This is a genomic window from Streptomyces pluripotens (assembly GCF_000802245.2).
GTDB classification, from domain to species: domain Bacteria; phylum Actinomycetota; class Actinomycetes; order Streptomycetales; family Streptomycetaceae; genus Streptomyces; species Streptomyces pluripotens.
Map to the genome: position 1 here is coordinate 1043188 of NZ_CP021080.1, position 15910 is coordinate 1059097.

The following is a 15910-nucleotide window of genomic DNA, read 5'->3' on the forward strand; positions in this document are numbered from 1 at the left end:
GACCTGCGCACTCACGTGATCACCGGGACTTTGAAACCGCCCTGGCTGTCGAGCCTCCGCAGATCGGGCGCAAGCGACGCACGAAGCCCGCCGAGGGATAGCCGTGGGTCGCGAATAGCGCTCGGGGTTGACCCTGTCTTCGCCCGTCTGTCCGCTGCTCTCTCCACGTTGGAGCAGACAGCCGCATTCGCCCAGCTCGACGCCTGTTCACCGGCAGATGCCGGAGGGGACTCAGAGCGTCTTCAGTCGTCCAATCCGCACCCCCGGCCCGGCAGGCCGGAGGAACAGCGAAGCGGTCCATGAACCGTTTTCCTGCGCGTGAGATCGGCGACGGGCGGCGCTCCTGGCGGAACGGCCACCCTGCGTGAAAACCCTACATTTTTTAAAGAAGGGAGAACGAATGAAGAATAATGACATCTCAAGCCTCCTTGAACTACTTTCCGACCGTGACCTATCCATCCTTGAATCACTGCGCACACACCGCGTTTTGACCACCGCTCTTATCCGGCGGCTCCATTTCCCGATCACTGGAGAGCCCACAGAACCAGGCACCAACAAAGGCCACGCCACCGAAATGGCCGCGAGCGTCGCCACCATCCGAGTCCTGACGAGGCTGGAGTCGCGTCGCCTCATTGCTCGGCTCAGTCGGCGGATCGGGGGAGTGCGTGCCGGTAGCAGTGGCATCTCCTGGCAACTGGGCGCCAGTGGTGAACGGCTGCTGCGGGCACGACATGCCGACCCGGCACGACGGCGTTACAGCGAGCCGTCACCGAGCTTCATAGCGCACACCTTGGCGGCTGCTGACCTCGCGATCCGGCTGTACGAGCTGGCCCGTGCGGGCGTGATCGAGCTGCTGGCCTTGGAAGCGGAGCCGGAGGCCTGGCGCACCTTCCTGTCGGCACATGGGGCCCGCCAGTGGCTCAAGCCTGACTTGTTCGCGGTCACGGCCGGCGGAGACTACGAGCACCATCTATTCATCGAGGCAGATTGTGCGACAGAGCACGCGCCGGTCATCGTGCGCAAGGCACTCCAATACCAGCAGTACGCCAGGGCGGGCATCCACCAACAGGAGCACGGGTTGTTTCCGGCCGTGGTCTGGGTGGTGCCAGATGCCAAGCGGCAGAACGCCATCCGGGCGGCACTGGAAAGCGAGCCACGGCTCCGGGAGCCGGTGACCGCCGGGTTGTTTCAGGTGGTGACGAGTGAGGAATTTCCAGCGCTTATAACAAGCGCTGGACTGGCCAGCCCCTAAACGGGCTTGGCCAGCCAAAATGGCCCTCGGTAATTGGCCATAACGGAGTTAAAATAGGACTGCCAAATACCCGGAAACAAGGAGGAATTGAATGAAGCAAAAGCAAAAGGCCGCTCAACGAGTCACTGGCGACGACTACGTAGCGTATCTACGCGTCTCCACCAAGGGACAGGTCAACACCGACTACAACCCTGAGGGGCTGTCACTCCCGGCCCAGCGAGAGAAGGTTGAGGAGCGAGGCCGCGAGTTGGGCTCCGTCAAGGCCGCCGAGTTCGTGGACCCCGGGCGCACTGCCCGCACGATCGACCAGCGCCCCGAGTTCCAACAGATGATCGCCTACCTGCGCGAACACCCCAACGTGCGCTACGTCATCGTCTACATGCTGAGCCGGTTCGCCCGGAACCGGCTGGATGACGCGATCATGGTGGCGGCTCTGGAGCAACTCGGCGTCAAGCTGATCTCCGCCGTCGAGAAGAACATCGACGACACCCCGGCTGGACGGATGCTCCACGGCTTTCTCGCCGTAGTCAACGAGTACGTCTCCAACCAGAGTGCCGAGGACGTCAAGTACAAGATGGGGCAGAAGGCCAAGAACGGCGGCACGATCACCCGGGCGCCAGTCGGCTACCTGAACACCATCGAGCACATCGAGGACCGCCGGGTCCGGACCGTGATCATCGACCCAGTACGCGGCCCGCTCATCCGCACCGCCTTCGAGCTGTACGCCACCGGCGAGTACACCCTCGCCGACCTGGCCGATGAGCTCTACGAGCGGGGCCTGCGGATGGTGCGCAACGCCAAGTACCCGGAGCGCGGCATCTCGCCGAACCGCCTGGCCGTAGCCATCCGGGATGACTACTACACGGGGTGGATCACCTACGAGGGCGAGAAGTTTCGGGGACGCCACAAGCCGCTCATCTCGGAAGACGTCTTCGACCGGGTGCAGGACATCGCCAACAGCCGCACCCAAGCCCAGGAGCTACGGCGTGTCCACCACCACGAGCTGAAAGGCTCGCTGTTCTGTGGCTCCTGCCTGCGTCGTCACGGCGAACGCCGCCGCATGATCCTGAGCCACGCCACCAATCGGCATGGCAACACCTACCGGTACTTCTTCTGCACCGGCCGCTACAGCCACACCTGCGAGCTGCCCTACGTCCCGCTCGGGCGGGTCGAGGAAGCTGTCGAGGCCCACTACGCGACTGTCCGGTTCACGCCCGAGTTCACGAGCGCGATGCGTGCCGACCTGGCTGCCATGCTGGACGAGCAGCAGAGCACGACCAAGCTCCTCCATGCCCAGCTCACCAAACAGCTTCGTGAGCTCGACACCAAGGAGACCAACCTCATCGATCTGGCCGCCGACGGCACACTGCCACAGGGCAAGATCAAGGCCAGGCTGCGGGAGATCACCCGGCAGCGGGACCGTCTCACCGGCCGGTTGCAGGACACCGACCAGGATCTCAGCGTCACGGCAGAGATCATCGAGACGTGCTTGCAGCTCCTCGCGGACCCGCAAGCGCTCTACCAGCGCTGCGACGACCAGCAGCGCCGCCGGCTGAACCAAGCTCTCTTCGAGGAGCTGTACATCCATGAGGAACCGGACGGTGAGCTGCGGGTTGGTCACCAGCTCAAGGAGCCGTTCGACACCCTGCACGTGGCCCAGAACAGTGGCCCCAAGCCCACAGACGGCCCAGCGGCCCCCGGTAGCCCCCATGCCGCCGTGCGTGCCCCCAAACGCACACAGCGCCCTCCCCAGGTGGGGGCGGGCGCTGCCAGGCACCAAACAGGGACCGCCCTGGCGGACGGCCCCTGGAAGGTAACGGGTTCCAATGAACTTCTTATGGTGGGCGATACTGGGTTCGAACCAGTGACCTCTTCGGTGTGAACGAAGCGCTCTCCCACTGAGCTAATCGCCCGGGAACGCACTGAACGATACAGGTCCCGGCACGGTTCGTTCAAACCGCTTGCAGGTGGCGCAGCAGCCCGCGCCGTCCGGCCCGCATCATGAGCCGGTGGTTGGCGCGGAAGACGAGCCGACCCGGTACGGCGAACCGCCTCAGCAGGGGCTTGTGCACCCGGACTTCCTGGTCGTACCGGGCGGAAGCGCACGTGCCGGGGCCGCCGGTGGTGACGGTCCACCGGATCCAGCCCTCGATGTCGCCGGTCACGTCGATCTGCAGGACGCCTGCGGCCGGTTCGCGGTGCACGGCGCGAGCGGTGAAGGTCATGGTGTACGGCAGCACGGACCGGATAACGATGACACCAGTGCGGTGGTCCAGTCGACGCACCTCCCGTACCTGCGGCCACCAGCGGGGGTAGTCCTCGGGCCGGTCCAGTACCGCGTACACGGTGGCGGGCGGGGCGGGCAGGAGCCACAGGCTGCGGAAGCGGTACCGGGTCCAGTCCATGGGGCGAGTCTGCCGGAGCTGCGGCGGGAATCTGAGTACCCGTACTCATGCGCGGCGCCATGGGGCGGACCAGACTCGGTTGGAGCGCCGCCGCCCGTGCGACGGCGCTTCCTTCCCCTTCTACGGGGAGGCATCCGGTCGTTGGGGAGGACCGGTGCTCGGTGACCACGGGTCAGCGGAGGCGGCTGCAGGTCTTCGGGACCCCGGACGGGCAACCGACGACGGCCGGTGAGGAGCACCGCGATGGTGATGCCGACCGGAATTCCGAGGTGCACGCCACCAGCCTCGCCCGCCTCCGAAACGCTGCGGGTGGAACTGATCGAGGCTCAGGTCGGTGACTTTCACTTGGGTCTTGAGTTCGAGAGAAAATGTTCTCCCGTCACACTCCCGTGGAATCCCGACGCCATTCTCGAAAATATTCTCGGGATTTCCACGGGCGGCCTGAATCGGGAACTCCGGCAAGAAGGAGTGATCGGTACCGAAGTCACCTCGGCCTTGATCTTCCGAGCGCTTCTTCTCGAAGGGTGTGATCGCCTGGCCCGCCTTCCCGCCGAGCCCTCGACGCCCCACCGGGGTAACGGATCGTCACCGTACCGCCGAACCAAGCCCGCCGTTGCGCCGCTCATCCACGGGAGTCGGTCGCGGTCGCCGGAGCCATGGCCGCCTTCAGGGGCGCAGGCCGCTCAAGACCGCCGTTCCGGCAAGCGGCTCCTCCCCGCGGCGGGTCCCTGCCGTTCCGGGCGTCACCATGACCGCGCCATGGCGCCCGTACGGCACAGTCCTGAACCGTGCTGGGGCGAGGGCCCGTGCATCGTCTCGGGTGGCGTCCACCGGCTGGACCCACCGGACCACGGCGCCCTGCTCCGGCCGTTCTCCCGCCCTGCGTACCTCGCCGACCGCACATCCGGAGGGACGGGCGCCCCCCACAGAACCGGCACCGGCGTCGACTGGGCCCACAACGACCCGATCCGGGCACATCCCGCCCCCGCTGCGCTCGGCTCCCCCTGCACCTTGATCTGGTACCTCGCTCAGCACGCCGGGTCACAGCACGCCATCGGTTCAGACGGAAGCACCGCGCTCTCCCGGTACCGCGTCACGACGTCCGCGGAGCTCGGTGCGGCGGGCGTACGCCGACGGCCCACCTGCTTTGGAGCAGGTGGGCCGTCGGTCCGGGTGGGCGATACTGGGTTCGAACCAGTGACCTCTTCGGTGTGAACGAAGCGCTCTCCCACTGAGCTAATCGCCCGGGCGCAGGAGGAACATTACCCCATGTCAGGGGGTGCCTCCGACCAGGGAGCCAGCCGGCGTCCGGCGGCCGGCACGCAGGAGCACGTCACTGGCCCTGGATCTTCCACGGCATGACGAGCCCGAACTTCCAGAGGTAGACCCCGACCAGCACTCCGACGATCACCAGGCCGGTCGCGGTGAGGGCGATGTTGCGGCGGCGCACCCTGGGGTCGAGAGCCCGCTGGGCCGCTTCGGTGACCTTGCGTTTGGTCCAGCGCAGCACCAGCTGGGCCCAGACGAACTCGGTCGCCCAGATCGCCATGCCACCGAAGATCACCACCCAGCCGGGCCCTGGCAGGGGCAACATGATGATGCCGACGCCGACGACCGCCAGGCCGACCAGGAACACGCCGACCTGCCAGCTCAGGTGCAGGACCCGGCGAGCCTTGATGAATTCCGGCGCCCTGGATCCGAGCCTGTGCCCGGTCCGCTCGTGCTGCCGCGCCTTCATCTTGTTCACTGCCACGGCGACCTCGCCCGGCTCGTCACTCCCCGTATTCATACAGACAAACCCTACCGGAGTGATTCGAGCCACCGAAATGGTCATACGCCTGGCACGAGATCTCGGCCGGAAGAGTTACGTAAACACACGCAAAACCCTCAGAGGGGTTTACAACGGCACCGTAGGTGGCATGTCGATTTCGCCGACGTGCGAATCCCCGAGCGCACACTGAGCGAAAGGCCCTGGCGCTTATGAACACCACGGTCAGCTGCGAGCTGCACCTGCGCCTCGTTGTGTCGAGCGAGTCCTCCCTGCCTGTCCCCGCAGGCCTGCGGTATGACACGGCCGACCCCTACGCCGTGCACGCCACCTTCCACACCGGAGCCGAAGAGACCGTCGAGTGGGTGTTCGCCCGCGACCTCCTCGCCGAGGGGCTCCACCGGCCCACCGGCACCGGCGACGTCCGCGTCTGGCCGTCCCGCAGTCATGGTCAGGGCGTCGTGTGCATCGCCCTCAGCTCCCCTGAGGGGGAAGCCTTGCTCGAAGCCCCGGCGCGGGCCCTGGAGTCCTTCCTGAAGCGAACCGACGCCGCCGTGCCCCCAGGCACGGAGCACCGGCACTTCGATCTGGATCAGGAGCTGTCGCACATCCTGGCGGAAAGCTAGGTCGCGACCCCGCAAAGCAGCCCGGCGCCGTCCACTCGGGGAGACGGCTCGGGCGAAGACAACCGCATACGGCATGGGCCGACGCCGTCACCGTGAGTGTTCACGGTGACGGCGTCGACCTGTGCCCGGCAGGTGGCACCGCTGCCGGGTGGGCGCCGGGCGGATGACAGCCGAGGTTTTCTGGAGCCTCAGCGGACGGGTTCGGGAACGCCCGGCGGCGCGGACGCGTTCTACGGGCAACCGGGACCGGGTAGGGGCAGTGCGGTGGGCGCGGTTGTCGCTACCATCGGCCAGCATCGGCGGGCGCCCGCCCGACCCCCAGGCCAGGGAGCGAAATGTGCTGATCACCCACGACACCCGGTGCGCCCTCGATACCGTGGTGGATCTGGTGAACACCGCGCCGGAGGACGACGCGACGGACGGACTGTCCGATGTCCCGGCTCTTGTGAACTTCGTACGAACGCACCAAATCAGTGATGTCGGCGTGCTGTCGGACTTCGACCTCTCGGCGGTGCGCAGGGCCCGGGGGCGGTTCGCGGCGATCTTCGCAGCCCCGGACGCCCGGTCCGCCGCCGGATTGATCAACGAGTTGGTCGCCGCGGCGGGCACCACACCGCGCCTGACGGACCACGACGGCTACGACTGGCACGTCCACTACTTCGCGCCCGGTGCATCCGTGGCCGACCACATCGCCGCCGACTGCGGCATGGCCCTTGCCTTCTTCGTGGTGGCCGGGGAGCAGGAACGACTGCGGCGCTGCGAGGCACCAGACTGTCGGCGCGCCTTCGTCGATCTTTCCCGCAACCGTTCGCGCCGCTACTGTGACAGCCGCACCTGCGGTAACCGCCTGCATGTCGCCGCCTACCGGGCCAGGCGCAAGGAAGCGGCAGGCTGACACCGCCGCGCCACCGGGACCCGAGGTGCTCCTGCTCTCCGCACCCGGGGCAGCACCGGCCCCGGCGCTCGTCCAGTCGGGCGACGTCGGTCCCGGCGGGTGGCGCCGGGACGGACGTGTACGACTCACAGCAACAGCAGATCGTGCAGCGCAGCCATGAGGAGCAGACACCCGATCACCGCAAGGAAGATCATCAGCGGTGGCTGGGAAAGGGCGAACAGGCACCCGCGCGGCTCGTCCTTCGGCGGCGCGGCCTCGCTCTCTGACGTGTCCAGCATCTCGCGGCCGATAATGGCCTACCCGGAGCCCGGTGCGCGATCAGCACTCACGGATCTTGCAGGACTTCGCCGATTCCCATGATCTCTCGTTCGGCTCGCTTCACCTGGCGACCGGAACCGGACGTTCCTGGACTCACTGTGTCGCTTCAGCGAGTCGTATGACTGTCATATGCCGTGCTTCTTGAGGATGGCCTCGATGTCGCTGAAGTCGTCGGCCGTATCAGATCCCCGAGAGGCCGCGGTGGGGCGGGACGCCGGGCGCGTCGGCTGGTCCAGGGCCGGTGCCGAGGCGCCGGGTGCCACCGCCTGCTGCCGTGCCGCACCCTTGGCTGCCTTGCGCTCGGAACCGGCGGCGGCTCGCCGGCGCTCCACGGCACGCGTGCTGGCGAACAACAGCCAGGCCGCGCCCAGCACCCCGAAGCCCGCCCAGGCGGTGGGGCTGAAGGCGGTGTCGGAGAGCCAGCCGACGACTCCGGTCATCACCAGGCCGACCGGCACGAGCGAGTAGGCCGCAATGCGCGCCGCCGCCAGGAAACGCTTGCGGTAGGCGGTGACCGCCGCGATGCCCAGGCCGGCCACGGACACGGCGGAACAGACGGTCTCGGCAATCATCCGATCCTCCTGGCGGACTCGGTCGGGCGGGTGGAAGAGGCTCCCGGCAACGACGGCACCCCGACATACGCGAGCTGCGCTTCGTTCCTTCCATCCTGCACCGTCCGACCCTGGTGATGCCATGACCGGGGCGGACCTCAGGGACATCTCCGGGTCACCTCCTCCTGAGGTGCCGGTCCGCGCAGTACCCGATGGGGTGGCCCGGGACCGGCCTGGAAGACTGGAGCGCATGAGCGACTCCTCCCCCGCACACGCCGATGTCGTCGTCCTCGACCTCTGGTGTGAACTGCAGTGCCCCGACTGCCGCAGCGCCCTGGACGACGTACGCGCCCTGCGCGCCCGCTACGGCGACCGGCTGGAGCTCCGCCTCAGGCACTTCCCGCTGGAGAAGCACAAGCACGCCTTCGCCGCCGCCCAGGCCGCCGAGGAGGCACTGGAACAGGGCCAGGGCTGGCCGTACGTGGAGGCCGTGCTCGACCGGGTCGAGGAGCTGGACCGGACCGGGGAACCCTTCCTGGTCGAGGTGGCCCGCGAACTCGGGCTGGACACCGAGGAATTCGACACCGCGCTGATTGACGGCCGGCACATCCTGATCGTTGACGCCGACCAGGCCGAAGGCAAGGCGATCGGTGTGACCGGAACCCCGACATACGTCATCGGGGGCGAGCGCCTCGATGGTGGCAAGAGCCAGAAGGGGCTGCGCGAGCGGATCGAGGAGATCGCGGACCGACTGCTGGACGAGCGGGGTGCCTGAGCCGGGCAGCGCCTCGTCACCCCAGCGGCTTGGCGAGGGAGCGGTTCACCGTCCGGTAGCCGAGTGACGCGTAGAGCCGCTCGGCCGGGGTGTTGCCGGCGAACACATTGAGGCCGAGGACCTGCCGCCCGGCCTCGATCGCCTGGCGTTCCGCCAGCAACATCAGTGCACGGCCGTGCCCCTGGCCCCGACGGTCCGTGGCGGTCTCGACGGTGAAGATGAACGCCCCGGCGTCCTGCAGGGCCACCCACAGGGTGCCCACCCGGACCCCTTCGTGCTCCAGGACGCTGAAGAGCATGCCGTCGGTGGCCAGCCCGTCGGGCAGCAGCATCTCGTGGTCGTCGCGCGCCTTGGCGCGGGCCGTGGCCTCGGGGACGCCACGCGCAATCCACTCCCGCGTGTACTGCTCGCTCTCGTGCTCCTGCCACTCGTCGAACTCGGCGCCGGTCATGGGCCGCGCCCTGCTCCCCGGCGGCAGTTCGGGCGGGACGGCGGCGAGGCGCTTCTCCATGCCGCGGTTGCGCAGGGTGTAACCGAGTGCGGTGAACAGCCGCAGCGCCGCCTCGGCGCCGACGGGAACCACGGCGTCGATCTGCGTGCAACCCCAGCTGCGCGCTACCTCCTCCGCGGTGAGCGCGGCCACCGTGCCCCGGCCGCGCCGCCGGTCCGGTTCGGCGATCCGCAGGTCGAGGATGCGGGCCCCCGCGGCGCCGAGGGCCGGTGAGGTGCCGAGGTGGATCTCGCCTACCGGTCGGCTGTTGACGCACACCCGGTAGCGGCGGGAACGGGTACCGTCGGGGTGCTGCTGCAGCGGCTCGCTCGGCCGCAGGGTCGTGGTCATCACAGGTGTTCTACCCGCAACCGCCATCCGGCGTCAGCCCGGTTTCCCTGCTCGACCCGACCGTTTCACGGCTCGCTCCGGCAGGCTGCCGGACTCAGGGGTCCAGGTCCGCCCCGGACCGCTCGTCGAAGATCCGCATCGCGTCGGTGGTCACCGGGCCCGGAGCGCCGGGCAGTTCCCGGTCGTCGGCCCGGTGCACGCCCTGGACGTCCCGCAAGGTGGAGGTCAAGAACACCTCGTCGGCCCGATCCAGGACATCCAGCGGCAGGTCGATCTCCTTGGCGCCCGTCCACTCGATCGTCAGGGCGCGGGTGATGCCCGCAAGGCAGCCGGAGGTGATCGGTGGGGTGTGGATCTCGCCGTCCAGGACGACGAAGACGTTGGACCCGGTGCCTTCGCAGAGCTGTCCCACCGTGTTGCCGAACAGGGCCTCGGAGGCACCGTGTTGGTGGGCACGCGCCAGAGCGACCACGTTCTCGGCGTAGGAGGTCGTCTTCAGGCCGGTGAGAGCGCCGCGCTCATTGCGGGTCCACGGCACGGTGATCACCGCGGTGGAGTCCGGACGGCGGGTGGTCTCACCGACGGCGACGACCAGGGTCGGGCCGTGCCCACCGCGGTCGGAGCCGAGCGGACCGTGACCGCCGGTGTAGGTGATCCGGAGCCGGCCGAGCGGCATCGGGTTCGCTTCCAGGACGGCCGCACAGGCCTCACGGACCTCGCCGCGGTCGGGGTCGGGCAGGCCGAGGCCCCGGGCCGAACGGGTCAGCCGGTCGAGGTGTCGAGTGAGCGCGAACGGCCTGCCGTCGACCGCCTTCACCGTCTCGAAGATGCCGTCTCCGACGGTCAGCCCGTGATCGAAGACGGAGACGCGGGCGGTTTCCACGTCCCGCAGTCCGCCGTCCAGCCAGATCGTCATGCCAGCGCTCCTTCCCCGGTTCCCGGCCCACGCGTTCCGTCCGCCCCGTATTCCTCAAACGCCCCTGACGCTACCGCGAGCAGCCTTGATGCCTTCAGCTCCGTCTCCCGCCACTCGCCCTCGGGGTCCGAGCCCCAGGTGATGCCGGCGCCGGTGCCGAAACGCAGTGCACCGGCCTCCCGGTCGATCCAAAAGGTGCGGATTCCGACGGCCAGCTCAGCGGTACCTCGGTCGGCGTCCACCCAGCCGATGCCCCCGCAGTACGGCCCGCGCGGGACCGTCTCCAGCGCCTCGATGATCCTGAGCGCGCTCGACTTCGGTGCCCCGGTGACCGAGCCGGGCGGGAAGGCGGCCGCCAGGAGTTCGGTCCACCCGGCTCCGTCGCGCAGTTCACCGCGGACCGTGGACACCAGGTGGACCAGGCCCGGGTGCTTCTCGACGACACACAGGTCGGGCACGGTCACGGTGCCGGTCGCACAGACGCGCCCGAGGTCGTTGCGGACCAGGTCCACGATCATCACGTTCTCGGCGTAGTCCTTCTCCAGGAGGTCCGCCTCGGTACGCCCGGTGCCCTTGATCGGTCCCGACTCCACGGTCCGGCCGCGCCGTCGCAGGAACAGCTCGGGCGAAGCGGTGGCGATCTCCACCCCCCGCCCCGGCAGGCGGATCGTCCCGGCGTACGGTGCCGGGTTGCCTCGGGCCAGCAGCGCGGTCAGGGCGTCCACGTCGGCGTCGGCGGCAATCGGCGCGCTGAGCACGCGGCAGAGGTTGGCCTGGTAGACCTCGCCGGCCGCGATGTGCTCGCGGATCCGGCGGACCCCCGCCGTGTACGCGGACCGGTCCAAGGAGGAGGTCCAGTCCCCCGCCGCCGGACCCCGCCAGCCACCGCGCACCGGTGCGGGCACCGGCTCCTCCCGTACGTCGGCGAAGCGGGCACAGGTGAGGCGGCCCTCGAAGTCCGCGCAGACGGCCCAGAAGCCGGTGGAGTCCAGTGCGGCGGGGTCGCTGGTGACGTCGAGTAGTCCGGTGGCGATGCGGTCGCCGAAGCGGGCCAGTGGAGAAAGCCGCGACGGCGGGCCGGGAGGGTGGTGAAGCACGAGGTCGAGTCTAGGACGCGTGTCCGAAAGGTGGCCTCGGGATGTACCGGAGGGGGCCCTGACCGCCGGGTCCGTCGGGGGCAGCGCAGCACGCTGGGCAAACGCGTTTTTGTACTGGCCGGGGAATCCGCTAGAGTTCAACACGTCGCCGGGACGCGGAAGCGGACCGAAACGACAGGCGGACGTAGCTCAGTTGGTAGAGCGCAACCTTGCCAAGGTTGAGGTCGCGAGTTCGAGCCTCGTCGTCCGCTCGAAGGAAGTAAGGGGTCGTCCCGATCCCCCTACACTCCTGGTGGAGTGGCCGAGAGGCGAGGCAACGGCCTGCAAAGCCGTCTACACGGGTTCAAATCCCGTCTCCACCTCCAAGGACGATTAGCTCAGCGGGAGAGCGCTTCCCTGACACGGAAGAGGTCACTGGTTCAATCCCAGTATCGTCCACTGGGTCTGCCGGCTTGTACGGCGAGATCCGATCCGCGCGATTAGCTCAGCGGGAGAGCGCTTCCCTGACACGGAAGAGGTCACTGGTTCAATCCCAGTATCGCGCACAGCCCGTGACCGCTCAGTCACGGACCTGGACGATTAGCTCAGCGGGAGAGCGCTTCCCTGACACGGAAGAGGTCACTGGTTCAATCCCAGTATCGTCCACACACCGAAGCCCCCGGTCCTGCGACCGGGGGCTTCTCCGTGCCGGCTCAGCTGGAGAACAACAGGTGGCCGAAGCCCCTGCGACGGTGGTGTTTGTGGTGGCCGTGGCCACCGTGCGGGGCACCCCAGGCGGGCGCCGGCGGAGCGGGGTACGCATGCGGGGCCGGCGGCGGCGCCGGCTGGGTCCACCGGGCTTCCAGACGGGTCAGCGCCTCCAGCTCGCCGTAGTCGAGGAAGATACCGCGGCAACCGCTGCACTGTTCGATCTGGATACCGCTTCTGTCGTAGGTGTGCATCGGCGCATGGCACTTCGGGCACTGCATGGGCGGCTCAACTCCTAGCCGGTCGATCCTGCTTCGTCTTTCCCCAGCACAGACTCCGTCCGGCCCCTGGCGGTTGCAGTCTGGTCCGGGCGGGTGGACGTCAACTGTTGCGGGATGGAAGTCATTCGGACGCAGGCGTCGACCAAGGCTTGCTCGGCCTCGTCCAACGCGCGGTCCGCCTTGAGCGCCTTGACGATCGCCAGGGCGGCGGACTGCACGGTGAGTGCGCGGGCCGGGACGTCCAGCACGGGCCAGGGGTCACCGTCCTCGGGCACCGCGGGGCCGCCGGTCCCGCGGTAGGCGCCGAGGAAGCGGGTCCACTCGTCGGGCCGGAGGAGTCCGCAGGCGTACCAGGCGGCGGGACGTGCGAGGTCCCAGGCCGGGGCGCCCGTACCGAGGTCGTCCACGTCGATCAACCGCCACGGGCCGTCCGGTGCCGGATACCGGACGAGCTGCCCGAGATGCAGATCCCCGTGGCACAGCGCCGTCGGACCGGGCGCGGGGGCTTCTGCCCTGGCCCAGGCGGGAAGCGTGGCCCACGCCCGCAGAACGGGGCGCGCGGCTGTGCCGGGCACGGTGTGCAGCACAGCGTGGAGCCGACCGACGGCCCGGGCCGCTCTGGCAGGGCCACGCATCGGCGGCAGGGGCCCGGGCGGGGTCGCCCTGTGGAGCCGGGCCAGAAGTGTGCCGGCGGCCTCCCAGGGAGCCGCCTCCGGGTCGTCGGGGTCCACCGGAGTGCCGTACGGCCAGAAGGTCACCAGGCGGTCCTGCAGCGGGGCCGGGGTGGAAGTGAGTGGGGGCAGGAGGACGTCGGGCAGGTGTGCGGCCGTGCCGAGGCGGAGGGTCAGCTCGGCGTGGCCGGTGCCGGGGGCGTGGGACTTGGCGACGGTGCCGGCATGGCGTACGACGATGGCGTCCGGGCGGTCGGCCAGGGGCGCGGTGGTGTCGCACGCGCAGACGGCTCCGCCGGCTTCCGGGTGGGCGACGGCTCGGACCTGAGCGGTGAGAGCAGGGAGGAGGTTCACAGCAGCCTCGACGGTCGAAGGGGGGCGGGGCGGTCGAATGGGGAGGAACAGCCGGAAACCGAAAGGGGCACGGCAGGCGGAAAGGCCGCAGCAGCCGGGAGGGCTCCCCGGACACGGCGCAATGCCGGCGCAGCTCCCCAGCTGCGCCGGCATTCGTGCCGTCCGCCGCACCCCCGTCCCCACGGGGTTTCCTGGATGGATGTCCCCGCCCGGACCGCTCTTCCGGGCCTGGAGTCGCCGCTCAGCGCCCCAGCATCGCACCCACGGACGACGCTTGTGTGGCCACCGTCTCCCAGCCGTCGAAGACGAGTAGAAGCAGGGCCGCCAGGGGAAGGGCCATCAGCGTCGCCACCAGGGGGTGGCGGCGGCCCGTCCGGCGGGATGCAAACGCGGGGCGTCGCGGCGCCATGTGGGCCATGGTCCCTCTCCTGACCGTCTCGGTTGTCATGGACAGCGGCGAGCGTCTGAGCCTCGGGGGACGAGTGACGCACCCGCCGCTTGACCTCAAATCTAGGTGGATGGCGACCACGGGGCGTCATGCCCTCGTACCGATTACCAGGCCTCCCGGAGGATGAGCCCTCATCTGCGAAGTACTCCCCTGGGTGGAGACGCGGCGCCGGGTCTCGGGGTCTTCCCGGAGACGACGCCCACCATGTCCCGTCATGCCGGAAGCGCCCGATCGGCCGGGTGGAGTGACTTCGATCACTCCGACTCGGGTGCGCAGTGGCCTCGCTCACGGCGGTGCCTCCCCTCCGCACGGCGTCCCTGGGGTTCTCCGCAGTGGCTTCCCGACGGGTGCACACCGCCGCGGGCGCAGCCCATGCCCGACCCCAACCACCCTGCCGTGCAGACCGGTTGGGGGTGCCAATGCCTCAAAGGAGTCCCAGGCTTCGGTTTCCTGACCATGTTTCACCTCGTTCTCGCAGGGCGGGCAATCCATTCGGCCGTGAGGGCGCGGCCTCTGCGCGCAGGGGGCCGGGGAATCGTAAGCTGTGCCACGTCACAGGGACCGGGCAGCGGGGATGAACATGGCGATGATGCGCCTGAGGCGCGAGGACCCGCGCGTCGTCGGCTCGTTCAGGCTTCACCGACGGCTCGGCGCGGGCGGGATGGGCGTGGTCTATCTCGGCTCCGACAAGAAGGGGCAGCGGGTCGCGCTGAAGGTGATCCGGCCCGACCTGGCGGAGGACCAGGAGTTCCGGTCCCGCTTCGCGCGCGAGGTGTCGGCCGCCCGGCGCATCCGGGGCGGATGCACGGCCCGGCTGGTCGCCGCGGACCTGGAGGCCGACCGGCCCTGGTTCGCCACCCAGTACGTGCCTGGGCCTTCCCTCCACGACAAGGTCGCCGACGAGGGGCCGCTCGGCGCGGCGGACACGGCGGCGGTCGGTGCGGCCCTGTCAGAGGGGCTGGTCGCCGTGCACGAGGCCGGTGTCGTCCACCGGGACCTGAAGCCCTCCAACATCCTGCTGTCCCCGAAAGGGCCGCGGATCATCGACTTCGGCATCGCCTGGGCCACCGGCGCCTCCACGCTCACCCATGTGGGCACCGCGGTCGGCTCCCCCGGCTTCCTCGCGCCCGAGCAGGTGCGCGGTGCTGCGGTCACGCCGGCGACGGACGTCTTCTCGCTGGGTGCGACCCTGGCCTACACCTCGGCCGGTGACTCGCCCTTCGGGCACGGCAGTTCCGAGGTGATGCTGTACCGGGTGGTGCACGAGGAACCGCAGCTGCACGGCGTACCCGACGCGCTCGCGCCGCTGATCCGCGCCTGCCTCGCGAAGGAGCCCGACGAGCGGCCCAGCACCCTGCAGCTGTCGCTGCGGCTCAAGGAGATCGCCGCGCGTGAGGCGCAGGGCCTGGCAGACGCACGGCCGCCGACGCCGCGCTCCGCGGAGGCGGACCGACCCACCGGACGGGTCGCCGACACCTACCCCGAACAGCAGCGCACCCAGCGGCGCACCGCTCCCGGAACGCCGGTTGCGCGTGGCGGCATCCCCTCCCGTGGAGGTGCACCGTCGCGTGGCGGGATGGCTCCGCCGACCGGCGGCGACTCACGCGGCGGGGTTCCCTCGCGAGGCGGCGGCCCGCGAGGCGGGAGTGCCGCCGCCCGGCCGGGTGCGGCACGCCCCACTCCGGCGCCGCATGGCGGCCCGCGTTCCGGCAGCGGGAGCCGTCCCGCTCCGCGCACCGGCCCGGGTCGATCGGCGCAGCGCACGACCGGGACCGGACGGCGCCCGGCCAATCCTCGGCTGCTGCGGCAGCGGCTGTTCGTGTTCGTGGTGGTGACGCTACTCGTGGCGCTCGGCATCGCTGTGGCCCAGGGTTGCCAGGGTCCGGCACACGGGCTCGGCGACGACGGTGGCGTCCGGCAGCAGCGGAACACCCAGTCGAGCCGCCTCTCGCCGGACAGCGGCAAGCTGATGTCCGAGCGTTACCGATCGCCCGCGGACCACCGTCCCGGGGAGTGAACCGGGGC

At 69.5% G+C, this 15910-nt stretch carries 16 protein-coding genes, 7 tRNA genes and 1 pseudogene; 11 read left to right on the forward strand and 13 right to left on the reverse strand.

What is annotated here, in order from left to right; genetic code table 11:
- Positions 1-400 precede the first annotated feature (400 nt).
- Complete coding sequence (locus LK06_RS04445; protein WP_078859142.1) at positions 401-1252, forward strand: replication-relaxation family protein; 852 nt, start codon at positions 401-403, stop codon at positions 1250-1252.
- A gap of 91 nt (positions 1253-1343) precedes the next feature.
- Positions 1344-2150: pseudogene (locus tag LK06_RS35185) on the forward strand (recombinase family protein); the annotation flags it as partial.
- Between the two features lie 81 nt (positions 2151-2231).
- Here the strand turns inward: LK06_RS35185 and LK06_RS34020 are convergent.
- The 5 genes from LK06_RS34020 to LK06_RS04475 form a co-directional block, all read right to left on the reverse strand.
- Positions 2232-2903 carry a hypothetical protein gene (locus LK06_RS34020; protein WP_159025284.1) on the reverse strand — a complete coding sequence of 224 codons (672 nt, stop codon included), beginning with the start codon at positions 2901-2903 and terminating at the stop codon, positions 2232-2234.
- 187 nt (positions 2904-3090) lie between these two features.
- Positions 3091-3165 (reverse strand) — tRNA-Val (locus tag LK06_RS04460).
- A 39-nt stretch (positions 3166-3204) separates the two neighbouring features.
- Entirely contained in the window at positions 3205-3657 is a 453-nt protein-coding gene (locus LK06_RS04465; protein ID WP_039648908.1) for an SRPBCC family protein, read from the reverse strand.
- A 1174-nt stretch (positions 3658-4831) separates the two neighbouring features.
- A tRNA-Val gene (locus LK06_RS04470) sits at positions 4832-4903 on the reverse strand.
- An 87-nt stretch (positions 4904-4990) separates the two neighbouring features.
- Positions 4991-5446: a TIGR02611 family protein gene (locus LK06_RS04475; RefSeq protein WP_039648906.1), complete on the reverse strand. Its 456-nt coding sequence runs from the start codon at positions 5444-5446 to the stop codon at positions 4991-4993.
- Positions 5447-5637: 191 nt separating this feature from the next.
- Between LK06_RS04475 and LK06_RS04480 the strand changes: the two genes are divergently transcribed.
- Entirely contained in the window at positions 5638-6051 is a 414-nt protein-coding gene (locus LK06_RS04480) for an SsgA family sporulation/cell division regulator (RefSeq protein WP_004002642.1), read from the forward strand.
- Between the two features lie 337 nt (positions 6052-6388).
- Entirely contained in the window at positions 6389-6946 is a 558-nt protein-coding gene (locus LK06_RS04485; RefSeq protein ID WP_039648899.1) for a CGNR zinc finger domain-containing protein, read from the forward strand.
- A 125-nt stretch (positions 6947-7071) separates the two neighbouring features.
- On the opposite strand, the gene LK06_RS33640 is transcribed toward LK06_RS04485, so the two are convergent.
- On the reverse strand, positions 7072-7224 hold the full coding sequence (locus LK06_RS33640; RefSeq protein ID WP_167747935.1) for a hypothetical protein: 153 nt from the start codon (positions 7222-7224) through the stop codon (positions 7072-7074).
- 165 nt (positions 7225-7389) lie between these two features.
- Complete coding sequence (locus tag LK06_RS04490) at positions 7390-7836, reverse strand: hypothetical protein (protein ID WP_039648897.1); 447 nt, start codon at positions 7834-7836, stop codon at positions 7390-7392.
- Between the two features lie 229 nt (positions 7837-8065).
- Between LK06_RS04490 and LK06_RS04495 the strand changes: the two genes are divergently transcribed.
- Positions 8066-8590 carry a DsbA family protein gene (locus tag LK06_RS04495; protein ID WP_039648895.1) on the forward strand — a complete coding sequence of 175 codons (525 nt, stop codon included), beginning with the start codon at positions 8066-8068 and terminating at the stop codon, positions 8588-8590.
- Between the two features lie 16 nt (positions 8591-8606).
- Here the strand turns inward: LK06_RS04495 and LK06_RS04500 are convergent, their stop codons facing one another.
- The 3 genes from LK06_RS04500 to LK06_RS04510 all read right to left on the reverse strand — a co-directional run bounded on the left by LK06_RS04500 (position 8607) and on the right by LK06_RS04510 (position 11444).
- The gene (locus LK06_RS04500) at positions 8607-9431 is read right to left on the reverse strand and encodes a GNAT family N-acetyltransferase (protein WP_039648892.1); all 825 of its coding nucleotides are present in this window, start codon (positions 9429-9431) and stop codon (positions 8607-8609) included.
- Between the two features lie 94 nt (positions 9432-9525).
- Positions 9526-10347, reverse strand: coding sequence for an aminotransferase class IV (locus LK06_RS04505; RefSeq protein WP_039648890.1), 822 nt, complete (start codon positions 10345-10347; stop codon positions 9526-9528).
- On the reverse strand, positions 10344-11444 hold the full coding sequence (locus tag LK06_RS04510; RefSeq protein ID WP_039648888.1) for a chorismate-binding protein: 1101 nt from the start codon (positions 11442-11444) through the stop codon (positions 10344-10346). Before LK06_RS04510 ends, LK06_RS04505 begins: the two co-directional genes overlap by 4 nt.
- Positions 11445-11622: 178 nt before the next feature.
- Here LK06_RS04510 and LK06_RS04515 point away from each other — a divergent pair.
- The 5 genes from LK06_RS04515 to LK06_RS04535 all read left to right on the forward strand — a co-directional run bounded on the left by LK06_RS04515 (position 11623) and on the right by LK06_RS04535 (position 12089).
- A tRNA-Gly gene (locus tag LK06_RS04515) sits at positions 11623-11695 on the forward strand.
- 40 nt (positions 11696-11735) lie between these two features.
- Positions 11736-11809 (forward strand) — tRNA-Cys (locus LK06_RS04520).
- A 1-nt stretch (position 11810) separates the two neighbouring features.
- Positions 11811-11882 (forward strand) — tRNA-Val (locus tag LK06_RS04525).
- Between the two features lie 35 nt (positions 11883-11917).
- Positions 11918-11989, forward strand: a tRNA-Val gene (locus LK06_RS04530).
- Between the two features lie 28 nt (positions 11990-12017).
- A tRNA-Val gene (locus tag LK06_RS04535) sits at positions 12018-12089 on the forward strand.
- 47 nt (positions 12090-12136) lie between these two features.
- Here LK06_RS04535 and LK06_RS04540 read toward each other — a convergent pair.
- From LK06_RS04540 to LK06_RS33645, 3 genes are all read right to left on the reverse strand, one after another.
- Positions 12137-12412 carry a TFIIB-type zinc ribbon-containing protein gene (locus LK06_RS04540; protein ID WP_039648886.1) on the reverse strand — a complete coding sequence of 92 codons (276 nt, stop codon included), beginning with the start codon at positions 12410-12412 and terminating at the stop codon, positions 12137-12139.
- Positions 12413-12426: 14 nt separating this feature from the next.
- Entirely contained in the window at positions 12427-13437 is a 1011-nt protein-coding gene (locus LK06_RS04545) for a phosphotransferase family protein (protein ID WP_234367361.1), read from the reverse strand.
- A 241-nt stretch (positions 13438-13678) separates the two neighbouring features.
- On the reverse strand, positions 13679-13846 hold the full coding sequence (locus tag LK06_RS33645) for a hypothetical protein (RefSeq protein WP_167747925.1): 168 nt from the start codon (positions 13844-13846) through the stop codon (positions 13679-13681).
- Positions 13847-14459: 613 nt separating this feature from the next.
- Between LK06_RS33645 and LK06_RS04555 the strand changes: the two genes are divergently transcribed.
- Complete coding sequence (locus LK06_RS04555) at positions 14460-15902, forward strand: serine/threonine-protein kinase (protein ID WP_052319118.1); 1443 nt, start codon at positions 14460-14462, stop codon at positions 15900-15902.
- Positions 15903-15910: the final 8 nt, after the last annotated feature.

Bases quoted from the DNA above. Each gene is read 5' to 3' on its own strand.
- LK06_RS04445 (WP_078859142.1), top strand. From the start codon at position 401: ATGAAGAATAATGACATCTCAAGCCTCCTTGAACTACTTTCCGACCGT.
- LK06_RS04465 (WP_039648908.1), bottom strand. From the start codon at position 3,657: ATGGACTGGACCCGGTACCGCTTCCGCAGCCTGTGGCTCCTGCCCGCC.
- LK06_RS04475 (WP_039648906.1), bottom strand. From the start codon at position 5,446: ATGAATACGGGGAGTGACGAGCCGGGCGAGGTCGCCGTGGCAGTGAAC.
- LK06_RS04480 (WP_004002642.1), top strand. From the start codon at position 5,638: ATGAACACCACGGTCAGCTGCGAGCTGCACCTGCGCCTCGTTGTGTCG.
- LK06_RS33640 (WP_167747935.1), bottom strand. From the start codon at position 7,224: ATGCTGGACACGTCAGAGAGCGAGGCCGCGCCGCCGAAGGACGAGCCG.
- LK06_RS04490 (WP_039648897.1), bottom strand. From the start codon at position 7,836: ATGATTGCCGAGACCGTCTGTTCCGCCGTGTCCGTGGCCGGCCTGGGC.
- LK06_RS04495 (WP_039648895.1), top strand. From the start codon at position 8,066: ATGAGCGACTCCTCCCCCGCACACGCCGATGTCGTCGTCCTCGACCTC.
- LK06_RS04500 (WP_039648892.1), bottom strand. From the start codon at position 9,431: ATGACCACGACCCTGCGGCCGAGCGAGCCGCTGCAGCAGCACCCCGAC.
- LK06_RS04505 (WP_039648890.1), bottom strand. From the start codon at position 10,347: ATGACGATCTGGCTGGACGGCGGACTGCGGGACGTGGAAACCGCCCGC.
- LK06_RS04540 (WP_039648886.1), bottom strand. From the start codon at position 12,412: ATGCAGTGCCCGAAGTGCCATGCGCCGATGCACACCTACGACAGAAGC.
- LK06_RS33645 (WP_167747925.1), bottom strand. From the start codon at position 13,846: ATGGCGCCGCGACGCCCCGCGTTTGCATCCCGCCGGACGGGCCGCCGC.
- LK06_RS04555 (WP_052319118.1), top strand. From the start codon at position 14,460: ATGAACATGGCGATGATGCGCCTGAGGCGCGAGGACCCGCGCGTCGTC.